General features: G+C 32.5%; 14 protein-coding genes. 6 read left to right on the forward strand and 8 right to left on the reverse strand.

All coding sequences use genetic code 11. The annotated features are described in order from the left end of the window. Positions 1-44: 44 nt before the first annotated feature. The 8 genes from FDY99_RS12880 to FDY99_RS12915 all read right to left on the reverse strand — a co-directional run bounded on the left by FDY99_RS12880 (position 45) and on the right by FDY99_RS12915 (position 6,797). A complete protein-coding gene (locus tag FDY99_RS12880) occupies positions 45-2,216 on the reverse strand; it encodes a S41 family peptidase (RefSeq protein ID WP_139422011.1) in 2,172 nt (723 codons plus the stop codon). Positions 2,217-2,302: 86 nt separating this feature from the next. Next, positions 2,303-2,509 carry a helix-turn-helix domain-containing protein gene (locus tag FDY99_RS12885; protein ID WP_139422012.1) on the reverse strand — a complete coding sequence of 69 codons (207 nt, stop codon included), beginning with the start codon at positions 2,507-2,509 and terminating at the stop codon, positions 2,303-2,305. Between the two features lie 3 nt (positions 2,510-2,512). Then, positions 2,513-3,109: a DUF2975 domain-containing protein gene (locus tag FDY99_RS12890; RefSeq protein WP_139422014.1), complete on the reverse strand. Its 597-nt coding sequence runs from the start codon at positions 3,107-3,109 to the stop codon at positions 2,513-2,515. Between the two features lie 9 nt (positions 3,110-3,118). Then, positions 3,119-3,544: an ankyrin repeat domain-containing protein gene (locus tag FDY99_RS12895; protein ID WP_139422016.1), complete on the reverse strand. Its 426-nt coding sequence runs from the start codon at positions 3,542-3,544 to the stop codon at positions 3,119-3,121. Positions 3,545-3,600: 56 nt separating this feature from the next. Continuing rightward, positions 3,601-4,155: a DUF2975 domain-containing protein gene (locus FDY99_RS12900; protein WP_139422018.1), complete on the reverse strand. Its 555-nt coding sequence runs from the start codon at positions 4,153-4,155 to the stop codon at positions 3,601-3,603. Between the two features lie 146 nt (positions 4,156-4,301). Continuing rightward, on the reverse strand, positions 4,302-4,961 hold the full coding sequence (locus tag FDY99_RS12905; RefSeq protein ID WP_139422019.1) for a DUF937 domain-containing protein: 660 nt from the start codon (positions 4,959-4,961) through the stop codon (positions 4,302-4,304). Positions 4,962-5,034: 73 nt separating this feature from the next. Continuing rightward, positions 5,035-6,288, reverse strand: a complete 1,254-nt coding sequence (locus tag FDY99_RS12910; protein WP_139422020.1) for a glycosyltransferase family protein — start codon at positions 6,286-6,288, stop codon at positions 5,035-5,037. Further along, positions 6,288-6,797, reverse strand: a complete 510-nt coding sequence (locus FDY99_RS12915; protein WP_139422022.1) for a DUF2480 family protein — start codon at positions 6,795-6,797, stop codon at positions 6,288-6,290. The genes FDY99_RS12910 and FDY99_RS12915 overlap by 1 nt, the downstream gene beginning before the upstream one ends. A gap of 121 nt (positions 6,798-6,918) precedes the next feature. Here FDY99_RS12915 and lpxB point away from each other — a divergent pair, with 121 nt between their 5' ends. The 6 genes from lpxB to FDY99_RS12945 all read left to right on the forward strand — a co-directional run bounded on the left by lpxB (position 6,919) and on the right by FDY99_RS12945 (position 15,163). Then, complete coding sequence (gene lpxB / locus FDY99_RS12920) at positions 6,919-8,028, forward strand: lipid-A-disaccharide synthase (RefSeq protein ID WP_139422025.1); 1,110 nt, start codon at positions 6,919-6,921, stop codon at positions 8,026-8,028. 55 nt (positions 8,029-8,083) lie between these two features. Continuing rightward, positions 8,084-9,859 carry a ComEC/Rec2 family competence protein gene (locus FDY99_RS12925; RefSeq protein WP_139422027.1) on the forward strand — a complete coding sequence of 592 codons (1,776 nt, stop codon included), beginning with the start codon at positions 8,084-8,086 and terminating at the stop codon, positions 9,857-9,859. 145 nt (positions 9,860-10,004) lie between these two features. Continuing rightward, positions 10,005-10,667, forward strand: coding sequence for a succinate dehydrogenase cytochrome b subunit (locus tag FDY99_RS12930; RefSeq protein WP_066674590.1), 663 nt, complete (start codon positions 10,005-10,007; stop codon positions 10,665-10,667). 15 nt (positions 10,668-10,682) lie between these two features. Next, a complete protein-coding gene (locus FDY99_RS12935; RefSeq protein ID WP_139422029.1) occupies positions 10,683-12,695 on the forward strand; it encodes a fumarate reductase/succinate dehydrogenase flavoprotein subunit in 2,013 nt (670 codons plus the stop codon). A 24-nt stretch (positions 12,696-12,719) separates the two neighbouring features. Then, complete coding sequence (locus tag FDY99_RS12940; protein WP_074232040.1) at positions 12,720-13,487, forward strand: succinate dehydrogenase/fumarate reductase iron-sulfur subunit; 768 nt, start codon at positions 12,720-12,722, stop codon at positions 13,485-13,487. 140 nt (positions 13,488-13,627) lie between these two features. Then, entirely contained in the window at positions 13,628-15,163 is a 1,536-nt protein-coding gene (locus FDY99_RS12945; RefSeq protein WP_139422032.1) for a TlpA family protein disulfide reductase, read from the forward strand. Positions 15,164-15,320: the final 157 nt, after the last annotated feature.

A 15,320-nucleotide genomic window follows, 5' to 3' on the forward strand; every position in this document is an offset into this window, starting at 1 on the left:
TCTAACTAATATACAAAGCTAAATAATTTTTTTGATACATGTTGCTAATTATTAATCCATTTCATTGCTTTTTCCAAAACTTCGTCTCGACTATTTTTTATTCCTTCAATTGTAGGCTTTACTTCTATATCGGGAATGATTCCTATTCTTTGAGTTTCTGATTCATCAGGATTGTAAATACCTATTCCTGTAAAGGTGGTTTGAAGTTCTCCTGGTAATGTAATGTATGAAACATTTCCGTCTGCACCAGCAGTTTGAGAACCAAAAACTTTAGCGTGAGGTGCTTTTCTCAATGCCATTGTATGGTATTCTGAACTGCTGATTGATGTTTCATTTACCAAAATAGCAATTTTTCCGAGATAGTAATTTTTATTATTAGTTCCTATAGGTGCACCCTCTTTTATTATGTAATCTCCTGGCGAAGTTAATGTTGTCGTAGAAAATTTTACAAATTGCTCAGGTTTTGACAGTAAGAAATTTCCTATTTCAAAGATCACAAATTTTGAGGGGTATGTGCGTAAATCTATCACTAAACCTTTTGTGTTTTTTATCTCGTTGAAAATATCTGAAAGTTTGTCTTTCTTAACATCTGCCATGTGAAGATAAGCAATATTGTTATTTAGCATTGTAAACATCGATGGTTGCTTCTGGGTGTAGTTTATTTCATCATATTTGTATGTTTTAAGAGATGTTGTTTTTGTAACTCCATTGCTTAAATATTTTACATTGATTTGATCATTATTGGTTCTTAACAGATAATTTGATAAACTACTTAATTTGCCAGATCTATTTGAAGCAGGTAAATATTTTGATTTCTCTTCAAGTATTTTTAAAATGTTTTTTCCGTCAACTTCCAATATTACATCTCCTATTTTCAGGTCTGTTTTTTTTCCTAATTCATCATCCAGATAATTTTTAATGACAGCGCTGTTTTCTATGAAATCAATTTCAAGGGGTGGGAATTTTGTTCCAAAAAAACTGTGTGTAATTTTATTATTTACTCTAGCATGAGAGTCGTTAATTCTGGTAGCAATTTCCAAGCAGACGAGTGTGTATTTTGTTTCATCGGTTGCATTAATAAATTTCGGAATAAATTCTGATAAAACTTTCTTCCAATCTTCACCTATTGCATATCGGTATGGAAAATAATACTGAATGATATTCCAGTAACGGTACAAACTTAAAAGCCTAAATCCTGCATCTGGAGAAGTCATTTTAGGGTAAGGATTTTCATTTCGAAAGATAGGATTCTGAACATTGCTATCCAGTGAAATATAGTAGTTTGAATTTTTCCTTTCTGCTGTTTTTACTTTTAATAATAAATCGGTGAGCTCTTTAGAAAACCCTGAAGTTGTAATCCATTTCAAATCGGCTTTCATTTTCAGATTTTTGGGTTCAGGATCATTTTTAGTTTGAAATTCTCCTAAACTTTTAATCCACTCTATTAAAATTTGATTTCTTTGATTTTCTGAAGCTCCTAGACTTTTGTGATAGATTCTAAAAAGCTCATAATCCCAATTAAAGTTTCCCGCTGCAACATTCGGATGATAGTATTTTAAATATCCCCATATAAGTCCAAGGTTTTTAAGATATTCAACATTGTTCTTGTCAAGATTTATTGCATTGATTTTCGAACCATTATCAAATTCTTTGTCAGAATTTATTTTATCTACTTTTTTATCAAAAGCTTTTACTTTATCAATGTTTTCACCATCAATTGTGATTTGTAGATTATCAACCCACATTTTTCCTTTTCCTGAAAGCAGTGCACCTACAACTATTTTCTTCGTATCGTTGGGTGAAAGCTTTAAAGATATTTCATATTTTTTCCAATCATTGGTACCGTTTATATTTAAATCTTGCATGTTTTTAAAAGAAACTTCGGGATCTATTCTCATCCATAAACTTGCATAACCTTCGGTGATATTTTGTGTTTTTATAAAGCCCGAAACGGTAATTTCTTTACCGTCATAATTTTCAGGTAATGTATACATTATTCCAGAGAAGCCCTCTTTTTCATTTTCTATGACAACCGAAGTTTTCCCTTCTTGTTTTTCATGTGTATCTGTATATGCTTTTCCAGAATTACCTCTTATTGGGTTCCATATTTTTGGAAAATTGTTTTCTACAGCTTCAAAGTTGAGGTTTTCCACTTTCTTTTGAGCATAGATTATAGTTCCCAGTAGCAGAAATGTGAATATTAAATATTTTTTCATAATTGATTGAATTTTATCTGAATAAAGTGAATAGTATGTCTTAGAATATGCAATCAAAGTTTAACAGACTATTTGCGTTACAAATCTTAATCTTTTATATACTCAAGGAGGTCTCCCGGCTGACAATCGAGAATTTTACAGATTGCTTCTAATGTAGAGAGCTTCAAAGCTTTAGCTTTCCCTGTTTTTAAAATTGAAAGATTGGCTTGTGTAATTCCTATTTTTTCTGCAAGTTCCTGAGACTGCATTTTTCTTTTCGCCAACATGACGTCTACATTGATTACTATTGGCATAATTTATATTGTTAAATCGTTTTCAGATTGTAAGTCGTACCCTTTTTTAAAGAATTCTACAATGAATAAAATAAAAACTCCAAAAAATAAAAAGTAAAACGTATATAGATCTGATGTACCAAAAATGTTTAAATGAAAAATACTTATGAATAGTATTAATATTGAAAATATAATATTAAGCCATCCAAATCTCTTCAGCCATAGAATTACATTGAGATTAAAAACTTTATCGCTGCTTATTTCTTTAAAACTTTTATAGCCTGTATAAAAGAAGCCTACTAAGAATAAATCTCTTACAGTATTGTTGATATATGTTCCTAAATTAAAAATCCCAGTAATTAAGTTTTGTGTAGTAAAAGGAATGTAGAATTTAAATTTCATCACATCATCATATTTGCTTGTAAACTTGTTTATTTCCCAACCTACATCATTCCCAATTACAAAAAAGGTGGATAAAATGTATGAATGATTGCTATAATTATAATAGGAAACCCAATAACCAATTTGCTCATAGATCGATTTTCCTACCAGAATAATAAACAATACAAAAATGAAATAACTGATATATTGAGAGAGTGAATCTTTTCCGATAATTTTCATAGCTGTAATTTATTCTAAAAGTGTAATGATTTCTTTTTGATCATATTTTTTGGCATAATCCAAAGCATTGTAACCTTTTTCTGTTTTGGTTTCTTTTTTTGCTCCATTTTCCAAAAGTTTTTTTGCGATATTAAGATTGCCATATTTAGCAGCAAACATTAAAGGTGTTTTGCCGTCACATATTTTTTCTAAATCTGCTTTTTCATCAATAAGTTTTTGGAAAACCTTAGAACTATTCATCTTGATTGCCAAAGCTAATAATGAGTAAGATATATTTTCTATGGGATAACAAGCATTAATATTTTCCTTATTCACTAATGTAGAAAAACTGGAAGTATCATCATACTTCAGCATTTTTTTGTGCTCATCTGTAAGTTCCTGAGCAGAGAAAGTACTGATTGTAAATGCGAAGATTATTAAAAATAGTTTTTTCATTGTATAATTTTTTTGATATTAAATTTATATTAAAGTGAATCTTAGTTTTATAGAATTTATATAGTTAGATCATTTTCTTCTTTTAACAGCAGTCCTTTTTTGAGAATGTCTTGATAAAGATAAATGAGAAGAGTGATGAAAATATGGATAAGAATGAAAATGAAATTTTCGCTAAAATGGATTTCATGAGTATTAAAAATAGAGTAGATGATCATTGCCATCCAAAAAACTATAGGAACAATATTTATTTGTAAAAACTTTTTAGACGCATTTAGATTTTCTTCAGTAAATGAAGTGTTGGTATTGAAAATTGCGAAAAATTTTTGCATTAAAAAAAAATAAAAAGAATAAAATCCAAAAACAAGAACCATGAAAATAGGTGATAAAGATTTTGTTGGAAATCCGACTGCAAATTTTGTAAAAGGCAATTTTAGATGAACCATTTCTTTCCCTTCGTGATGTATTCTATCAATAAGGTTGGTCTTTATGTTACTAATCTCCTCATACATATATATTAATAGTCCGGAAATAATATAGATAAGGATTAGGATGCTGAGAATAAAGCAAATTTTTGCAAGCCAATAAACTAAGCCTGATAATGTTATTTTCATGTGTAAGTATTTTATTATTGCAAATGTATAATTAATTATCGCAAAACAATAATTAATTATTGAAATTTTAAAATATTTTAAATCGGATATAAAAAAAATACCGAAGAAAAATCTCCGGTACTTCCATATTTTTATTTTTTGAAAAATTATTTTCCTCCAAAAAGTCCACCAAGAAGATCTCCTAAACCGCCTCCGCTTTGTTGTTGTTTTTGTTGTCCTCCTCCCAAAACGCTTCCTAAAATATCATTCAAAGGATTTCCTGAAGATTGCGATTGTCCTCCTCCTAAAACACTTCCAAGAATATCGTTCAGTGGATTAGACTGTTGCTGTTGAGCCTGAGTTTGTGCACCGCCTAAAATTCCTCCTAAAAGATCACCAAGACCTCCTGCTCCAACATTATTCTGTTGTTTTTCTTTACCAATATAGCCCATGATTACCGGAGCAAGCATTGCCAAAATAGGACCGATTTTATCAATAGAGATTCCTGTATTTTGTGAGAGTTGATTCTCAACAGTGCTTTTCTCATTTCCGAAAATATGAGAGAGTATCGATCCGCCTTCACTTTGTCTCGTTTCCAACTGCGAAGTGTCGTTTAAAATACTTCCGTCGTGATCTTTATCTAGTGCGTTATTTAAAGCCTCAGCTTCTTTATTGTCCTGAGATTTGTTTCTCAGATAGGAGATTACAAGAGGTGTTGCCACCGCCAATAGCGCAATGATTTGGTTTTTACTGATTCCGAATTTGTTTTCAGCTTGTTCTGCAACCTGATTTCCTGTGTTTCCTGTAAGTAAATCAATTAAACTCATTTTTGTGTTTATTTTTTAAGTGTTAATAAACTCAAAGTTATTAAAAAAATAGATATGTATAAGTATTCCAGACCTAAAGTTCTTTAATCTCTTTCTCAGTATAGCCTTTGATTTTTAATAAGTATATATATTCTTCGGCACTTTTTGTCATCCAATCAACGGGCTCAGGAGGTATTTTTTTATCAAGAGTGAATTCTAATATTCCGACATTGTTATTCATCCACGGGAGTAAATAATATTTTAAACCACCTTTGTAAGATTTAGATTTTGCAAAATTTTCTGCCTGTGGAATTTGAATAATAATTTTGTAGGTCAAAAAATAAAATGCAGGTATCAATATCACAGACTTTGCAAGCCATTGCCTTAATTTAAGTGAAATAACGTCTGATACGCCAAGTCCTAAGAATATTGCAAGAATATAATTAAACGGAATGAAGTATACATAATTATCTGAAACGCCAAAAATTATTGAGAAAATAAATATTGGTAAAGCACTTCCTGTTAAAAAAAAGAATAAGAGTTTATTTTTTTTGTATAAAAGAAACATCCCTAGGATTGAAGAAATTAGAAAGTACCAAAAATTATAAACAAGATAACCGATTGCAATTAATAAACTTTTTAAAATATTAGTATTAGATATTTTTTCAGAGACCACACCAGAAGAGTAAACACTAGATAAAGGCTCATTATTTTTTAATGGAAAAATAAACAGCCCTAAAAATAGAGCCCCTAAAATAGTGATGGAAATATATTTAATTTTTTTCGGCACAATTAACAATATTAGAACTCCGAAAGCGGGAAAAATTAAAACATTTTGAATGTGACTGAATAGACTGATTCCTAGTATAATAGCACTGTAAATAATTAAAATGTATCTTTTAGAGAGTATTGTTAAAATAACAAGATAGAAAAATAATGAGATAATTAGTAGATTGAAAGTATATATTTCTACAATCTCGGCATTCTTCCAAAATGAGAATCCTAGCCCAAAAACTATACTTGCAGTAAGAGAAGCAAGATTGCTTTTCGTAATCAAAAGACATGTTTTATAAAGTATGGGGACGCATAGTGCTGCTGAAACAATAGTAAGCCACCTTGCAATTTCTCTGCCTTCTGCAAATGGTAATGCTTTTGTTAAAAGTACCAAAGTATTGCTGTAAAGAAAATGCGCATAGGTAGAAGTTGAGTTTATAAATGTACCACGCTCAGCATTTAGAACAAAATCAACAGAGTCTCCAAAAGGTACTTTTGAAAAACTTCCGATGAAATAAACAAATAGAAAACCTACGAATAAAATAATAGTAAGTTTTTTTTTATTATTTACCATTAATTTTTAACGATAGGAACATTCGAACAAGCCTCACCAAACATCAGAGATTTTACAATCGGTTTAAGGTTTTCTACCAATTCAACATACGCATTTTCAGGAATCGCTTTGTCTGAGCAACCTTTTACTAAAACTCTTTTACCATTCATTTCAGAAAAATCATGATTTTTGATGGCGTCATGCATTAAAACGATTTCAAGGTTTTCAGCATTTCCAAAAACAATCTTTTTTGTAACGTCTGTTAATTTAGCAGTAATTAAAAAATACGCCCAAAGCGGAACAATTGCATCTGCAGAGTTGTAAACGTAAACGAAAGCATCTTTGTATTCTTCAGTATCGATAGCTGCCACTTTTTCACGGAAATCTTTCTCTTTTAAAATCATTTCCATGAAAAGAAAATCTTTCAGATCAATACCTTTTCTTGTGCCTTTGGGAACAAGATCAGTAAGATCAAAGTTGATCAATCCACTCGCTGCTACTTTATTTTTTATTTCAAATTCTTCTGACATTTTTTTATCATTATCTTTGAAGCAAATTTACTCAATTATAATTTGAATTTTGATGTTTGCAATTTGAGATTAAATGTCATTTCAATAGACAAAATCATTCATCGCCTATCAATTGTCATTTATGAAATATTATATCATCGCAGGTGAAGCTTCCGGAGATTTGCACGGTAGCAATTTAATGAAAGCTTTAAAAGAAAAAGACTCCAACGCAGAATTCAGATTTTGGGGCGGAGATTTGATGCAGAAACAAGGCGGTACTTTGGTAAAACATTACCGTGACTTGGCTTTTATGGGCTTTTTGGAAGTTGCGATGAATCTGAGAACGATTTTAAATAATATTAAAATCTGCAAAGAAGATATTAAAAACAACCAACCTGATGTTTTAATCTTGGTTGATTATCCCGGTTTTAATTTGCGAATCGCAAAATTTGCAAAAGAATTGGGGATAAAAGTAGTCTACTATATTTCTCCTCAACTTTGGGCCTGGAAAGAAGGTCGTGTTGAAATCATCAAAAAATATGTTGATGAAATGATGGTGATTTTACCTTTCGAGGAAGATTTTTATCACAAACATGATGTAAAATCTCACTTTGTTGGGCACCCTTTATTAGATGCAATTTCTACACTTCAGAATATTTCTGTTGATGATTTTAAAACTGAAAACGATTTAAATGAAAAAGAGATCATTGCACTTTTGCCGGGTTCCAGAAAACAAGAAGTGGAGAAAATGCTTGAAATCATGCTTTCTGTTCGTCCGCATTTTGAGAATTATCAGTTTGTAATTGCAGGTGCACCAAGTCTTGAAAAGGAATTTTATCAAAAATATGTTGATGAAAATGTGCACTTCGTTTCCAACAAAACTTATGATTTACTGAGATGTTCAAAAGCAGCTTTGGTTACTTCGGGAACTGCAACTTTAGAAACGGCTCTGTTGAATATTCCGGAAGTGGTTTGTTATCGCGGAAGCAAAATTTCTTACGCCATCGCCAAAAGATTAGTCAAAAACATCAAATATATTTCTTTGGTGAATCTGATTATGGATAGGGAAGTGGTGAAAGAATTAATTCAAAGTGAACTTAATACTAAAAATCTAGTCAAAGAATTAAATTTCATTATTGATGGTGAAAAAAGAAGTGAAATGCTTCAGGATTTTAAATTGCTCAGAGAAAAATTGGGTGGAAAAGGTGCAAGTGAAAATGCTGCTGATATTGTTTTAAATCTCAAAAAATAGAAATAAATCTATTTCTGTATTCTAAAATTTTCTAACTTAGTTTGTTCAAACACAAATGATTTTGAACAAGCAACCTCTTTTGATTGTTGTACTCTGTTTTATTCTTGGGATTTTCTTTCAGGATAAGTTGATTCTTGAGCAAAGTTCCATCATTCTAATTTTACTTTTTTCTATCATTATTTTCGGATTATTTTTCCTGAAAAGTCAGATTTTATTTAAAATCAGGAATTTCCTTTTGATGATTTTCTTTTTCGGATTGGGAATTATTTTTCATTTTTATAATAACTCTACGACTCAAAAGGTTAATGTAAAAACTAATGAAACCATCATTTTTAAAGTTTCAAAAAAATTAAATTCAAACGAAAGATATAAGAAGTATGAGGTTTTAGCTGAGCTTGATAATCAGCCTTTTCAAGCGATTGCGAATGTTGAAAAAACTCGGAAAGAATTAGATTTTAATCACTATTATAAAGCAAAAGCTTATTTGGTTGAGCCAAAATCTCCAGAACATGATTTTCAGTTGGATTATTCAAAATATTTAAGTCGGAAAAATATTTTCTATCAATGTTATATTAACGGAGAAATTTCTTCTGCTGCAAGAAGTGATTTGAGTTTTACAGAAAAGATAAAGCAAAAACGTCTGGAAACTTTGCAGAAAATCAATAATTCTGAAATGTCTTTCCGCAGTCGTGAATTTTTAAAAGGAATTATTCTTGCAGACCGCACAGAAATTGATGCTGAAACTGTTCAGGATTTTAACCGTTCTGGTTTGGTGCATTTTCTTGCCATTTCTGGAACGCATATTGTCGTAATTTTCGGAATGTTTTATTTTTTGATGATGAGGTTTTCATCTGTTCGTCTAAAAAAATATGCCATCGTCATCAGTTTACTATTCATATGGATTTTTGCAGTCTTTATCGGATTTGGAAATTCTGTGGTGCGGTCTTGCATCATGATTTCTGTATATTTTATTTATGTTTTGCTTCAACGAAAACCAGATTTGCTCCATTCAATGGCACTTTCGGCGTTTATTATTTTAATGATTGATACGCAACAGATTTTCGATGTAGGTTTTCAATTGAGTTTTTTGGCGGTTTTGGGTATTTATTGGCTCAATCAACCCATTTTAAAATACCTTCCGAGGCAGGATAATTTTTTCAAAAAACTGATCTATAATACAATTTCTATTTCTGTTGCAGCACAATTGGCGACATTGCCTCTCGTTTTATATTATTTTCATCAGTTCTCATTGATTTCCATTCTCGCCAATTTTATAATCGTTCCGTTTTCTGAACTCATTATTATATTTTCTTTTTTAATGACAGCTTTGATGGGTTTTAATTTAGATTTTGAAATAATTAATGGGTGTTACGATTTTATTATTAAGATTTTGCTGAAAGTAATTCATTGGTTTGCTGATTTCGATGCCGTTTTCTTTGAAAATATTCCTTTGAATTTAGCTGAGGTTTTTCTCCTGTTTGGAATTATTTACTTCCTGAAATTTATGCTTGATAAACTCAGTTTTAGAAATATTTCAAATGTAATTTTAGCACTGACCATATTTTTTATAGTGAGAATTTCTTTTAATCTTTTTGATAATCAGAAAGATGAGTTTGTGGTTCATCATTATAAAAAAGAAAATGTTATTTCCGTGAAAAAAGGAAACAAGGTCATCTTTTGGATAAGTTCTTCAGATGATAAAGATAAAATTCAACAGTATATTATCAATCCATATGTTTCGTCACGCAGGATAAAAAGTTTGGAAATCAAAAACTTTCCGGCTTCGGCTAAAATGGTCAAGTTTGAAGGTAAAATTCATGAATTAAAGTAATCTCAAATTTTAATGCTTTTTCTTGTATTTAATATACTTATGAATCTTATTTAGAAAGATTACAAACTGTCTAATAGTGAGATTTCTCACTTTTTAGTATTGTTAACATTTCATAATTTTGTGGAAATTCAAATTTAAACTTAATATGGCAGGTTTAACAAGTTCTACAATAGGTAGAAAATATGCTATGGCACTTTCAGCAATGTTTTTGCTGATATTCTTAGTGATGCATCTATCTACCAACATGACATCCGTTTTCAGCGAAGATGTTTTTAATGAGGCTTCTCATTTTATGGGATACAATCCGGCGGTGCAGTATCTGATGCAGCCGATTTTGATGTTTGCAGTGATTTTCCATTTTGCAATGGGGTTCGTTCTTGAGATTAAGAACAACAAGGCTCGTCCGATTAAATATGCGAACAACAACGGAGCGGCTAATTCTACATGGATGTCTAGAAATATGATTATTTCCGGAGCTGTGATCTTAGCTTTCTTGGTATTGCATTTTTATGATTTTTATTTTCCTGAAATGAACTACAAGTACATTCAGGCAAATACACCAGATGAGACAAGATATTGGGCAGAACTTCACCACAAGTTTCACGACCTTTGGAGAGTGGCTCTTTATGTTGTCGCTTTCGGATTATTAGGTCTGCATTTGGCACACGGTTTCCAGTCTTCTTTCCAGTCGATCGGAGCTAGACACCAAAAATACACTCCTGTTATTAAAGCTTTCGGAAACTGGTATTCGATCCTTATTCCTGCAGGTTTTATTTTTATTGCAATTTTTCATTACGTAACTCAATAATATCAATATACTAATATGAGTAAATTAGATTCAAAAATTCCTGCTGGTCCTCTTAAGGATAAATGGAAAAATCATAAAGACCATATGAACCTTGTTGCACCAAACAACAGAGATAAGATTGATATTATTGTTGTAGGTACAGGTTTGGCAGGTGGTTCTGCTGCAGCTACTTTAGCTGAGCAAGGATATAATGTGAAAGCATTCTGTTACCAAGATTCACCAAGAAGAGCGCACTCTATTGCTGCACAAGGTGGTATCAACGCTGCTAAAAACTATCAAGGTGATGGTGACTCTACTTACAGATTGTTCTACGATACCATTAAAGGTGGTGACTACAGAGCAAGAGAGGCAAACGTTTACAGATTAGCTGAAGTTTCTGCAAATATTATCGACCAATGTGTATCTCAAGGGGTTCCATTCGGTAGAGATTACGGCGGACAATTAGATAACCGTTCATTTGGTGGAGTTCAGGTTAAAAGAACTTTCTACGCAAAAGGACAAACTGGTCAACAGTTATTATTAGGTGCATATTCTTCATTAAGCCGTCAAATCGGAAAAGGAAGAGTAAAAATGTACAACCGTCACGAAATGCTTGAATTGGTAATCGTAGATGGAAAAGCAAGAGGAATTATTGCAAGAAACCTGGTAACAGGTGAAATCGAAAGACACTCAGCTCACGCAGTGGTAATTGCTTCAGGAGGTTACGGAAACGTATATTTCCTTTCTACTAACGCAATGGGTTCTAACGTTTCTGCAGCTTGGAAAATTCACAAAAAAGGAGCGTATTTCGCAAACCCTTGTTATGTACAGATTCACCCAACTTGTATTCCGGTTCACGGAACACAGCAGTCTAAACTGACTTTGATGTCTGAATCACTTAGAAACTCCGGAAGAATTTGGGTTCCTAAGAAAATTGAAGATTCAGTTGCCATCAGAGAAGGTAAATTGAGACCTGAAAATATTAAAGAAGAAGATAGAGATTACTATTTAGAAAGAAGATATCCTGCATTCGGAAACTTAGTTCCTCGTGACGTTGCGTCTAGAGCTGGTAAAGAAAGATGTGATGCTGGTTTCGGAATCGAAAATAATGAAACTAAAGAAGGTGTTTACCTAGATTTCTCTACAGAGATCATGAAAAAAGGTAAAGAATCTGCTATCGAAAAACATATTCACAATCCTACAGAGCAGCAAATCTATGATTTAGGAAAAGCTTGGATTGAGGAAAAATATGGTAACTTATTTGTAATGTACGAAAAGATTACTGCTGATGATCCTTACAAAACTCCAATGAAGATCTATCCTGCTGTACACTATACAATGGGTGGTGTTTGGGTTGATTACAACTTACAATCTACAATTCCTGGATGTTTCGTAATTGGGGAAGCAAACTTCTCAGATCACGGAGCAAACAGATTGGGAGCTTCTGCATTAATGCAAGGTTTGGCAGACGGATACTTCGTTCTTCCTTACACAATTGCAGATTATCTTTCTGCAGACATCAGAACAGGAGAAATTCCTACCAACTCTGCAGAATTTGACGCAGCTGAAAAAGAAATTAAAGACAAAGTAAACTTCTTTGTTAATAATAAAGGAACACACTCAGTAGATTATTTCCATAAACAATTAGGACACATTATGTGGAATAAAGTGGGGATGGGAAGAACTCCTGAAGGTTTGAGAGAAGCTATCGTAGAGATCGACGAAGTGAAAAAGAACTTCTGGAAAGATGTAAAAGTAATGGGTGAAACTGAAGGAATGAACACCGAGCTTGAAAAAGCATTCAGAGTTGCCGATTTTATCGAATTAGGTCAATTAATGGCTATCGATGCATTACACAGAAACGAATCTTGTGGAGGACATTTCAGAGAAGACCATGCGACTCCGGAAGGTGAAGCAGAAAGAGATGATGTTAACTTTAAATATGTAGGAGCTTGGGAATATCAGGGTGATGATATCAAGCAAGAAGTTCTGCACAAAGAAGACCTTATCTATGAGAACATCGAAGTTAAAGCGAGAAGTTACAAATAATCTCCAACCTATAAATAAATAATTATGAGTGCAAAAAAAGGCCTTCATCTTACGCTGAAAATTTGGAGACAAAAAAATACAAAAACTAAAGGTCAGTTTGAGACCTATAAAATATCAGATGTTTCTACAGATTCTTCATTCTTAGAAATGTTAGATATCCTGAACGAAAACTTAATCAACGAAGGAAAAGAACCTATCGCTTTTGATCACGACTGTCGTGAAGGAATCTGCGGAATGTGTTCTCTTTACATCAATGGTAGAGCTCACGGTCCGGATACAGGTATTACAACATGTCAGCTTCACATGAGAATGTTCAAAGACGGTGAAACCATCGTTATTGAACCTTGGAGAAGTGCTGCGTTCCCTGTTATCAAAGACTTAATGGTAGACAGAAGCGCATTCGACAGAGTAATGGCTGCAGGTGGATTTATCTCGGTAAACACTTCAGGAAATACTTTGGATGCCAATGCAATTCCGGTTCCTAAAGAAGATGCAGACAAAGCAATGGATGCTGCAGCTTGTATCGGTTGTGGAGCATGTGTGGCAACTTGTAAAAACGGTTCTGCAATGTTGTTCGTTGGAGCTAAAGTTTCTCAGTACGCACTTTTACCTCAAGGTAGAGTAGAAGCGAAACGTAGAGTTCTAAACATGGTGAAAGCTATGGACGAAGAAGGTTTCGGTAACTGTTCAAATACAGGAGCTTGTGAAGTAGAATGCCCTAAAGGAATTTCTCTTGAGAATATCGCAAGAATGAACAGAGAATACATGGCTGCTTATGCAGACAGAGGATAATCTGTTTTAAAATAAATTATAAAAAATCGTCTTCCCTTGTGGAGACGATTTTTTTAGTTAAATCTTTCATAAATTACCTTCAAATATTGCATTTAGTATATTTGAAAAACTTATTTTTGCTAAATTATTTAAAATCAAAAATGAAAAAATATCTTTTGTTGTTTGTCATTGCAATATTCGCAATGTCTTGTTCAAAAAAAGTTGAAGTAAAAGGAAAAATCGCAGGCAGTTCTCCATTAGAGAGAATTGAGTTTGTAGAAGCTTCCGGTGTTGCTACTTTGCCATTGGCTAACTTTGGTATCGATAAAGACGGAAACTTTGCAGGGACTTTTGAAGCTCCAAAAAACGGAATGTACGTGATCAACTATGCAGGAAAACAGAATCTTATTTTCCTTAAAGGAGGTCAGAAACTTAATATTTCAGGTAATTCTGCTACTTTCCCGAACGAATATGTAGTGACTGGTGATGCGAAAAGTGATAACGACTTCTTTCAGGCTTGCCAGAAATTCCTAACAAATTATGGTCAGACTCTGAATATTCAGCAGTTGGCTTCAGGTGATGAAGGTGCTTATGTGAAAGCAATGCAGAAAATTGAAGCTGATATCAATAAAAATATCGAAGAAAACGTAAAGAAATTCAATCCTGGAAAAGAAGTGGTTGAATGGAAAAAAATAGATGCTAAAACGGCTATTCTTAATTTATTGGTAAATTATGAAATGACTAAAAAGCAAATGTCGGGTAACAATCCTTCATTCAAATTAGCTAAGGCATTCACAGATTATGAAGCTAAACTTCAGGAGAATAAAGAAACTATGATTAAAACAAGTCCGTTTTACAGACAGTATCTTTTAACAAAAATGAGCCCGGATTTCCAAACATTTGCTCAGGCAAAAGCTCAAGGAAAAACAGATGTTACAACTTCAGAGTTATTTAATGAATTCTTGAAAGGTAAAAAAGAAGTTTCTCAAACAGAGAAAGATTATTTATTAGCTTTCGTAATGGCTCAGTCTGATGTACATCCACAAACTCCTGCTGCTACAACCGATAAAATCAAAAAAATTATCGAAGAAGATATTAAAGACGCTACTATTAAAGCTGATTTGAAGAAAATGCTTTTCGTAATCAACGGATTCAAAATTGGTGATGATGCACCGGAAGCTTCTTTGGTAAAACAAGACGGCTCAGCTTATAAATTAAGCGATAACAAAGGAAAACCTTACATGATCGTTTTCTACGCTTCTTGGAATCCTTACATTGCTGAAGGTACAATGCCTGTTTTGAAAGAAGTTGTTAATTTCTACAAATCTAAAATGAATTTCGTATTCGTAAATTTAGATGATACTAAAGATCAGTTTACAAAAACAAGCAATGCTTTATTAAAAGGAATTCCCGGAACTAATGTTTATGGTGACGGAGGTTTAAACTCTGACATTGCTAAAAAATATGGAGTATACGGTTTCAAATTACCAAGCTTCATCGTAGTTGATAAAAACGGTAAAGTAACAAGCAGATCTTTTGTAAATCTAGGTGATCAGGATTTGATTACAATCTTAGATAAGCAAACAGGTCTTTCAGCTCCAAAGGTAGATCCGGCAGCTCAGTTGCAGATTGATCCTTCAGCTTTACAGCAACAACCGGCTCCTCAGGTTGAGAAAGTTCCGGTTGAAGCAAAATAATTAGCTTAAACAAAATATAAAAAAACCTTGTCTTCAGATAAGGTTTTTTTTATTGTATTTTTGCAGACAAAATTGAAACTGAAAGGTTTCAGAGAAAATTATTAGAAAAATAGAAAATAGATGAAGATAGGGTAGAAAGCTATCTTCATCATACTGA

This window comes from Chryseobacterium mulctrae, assembly GCF_006175945.1.
Classification (GTDB): Bacteria; Bacteroidota; Bacteroidia; order Flavobacteriales; family Weeksellaceae; genus Chryseobacterium; species Chryseobacterium mulctrae.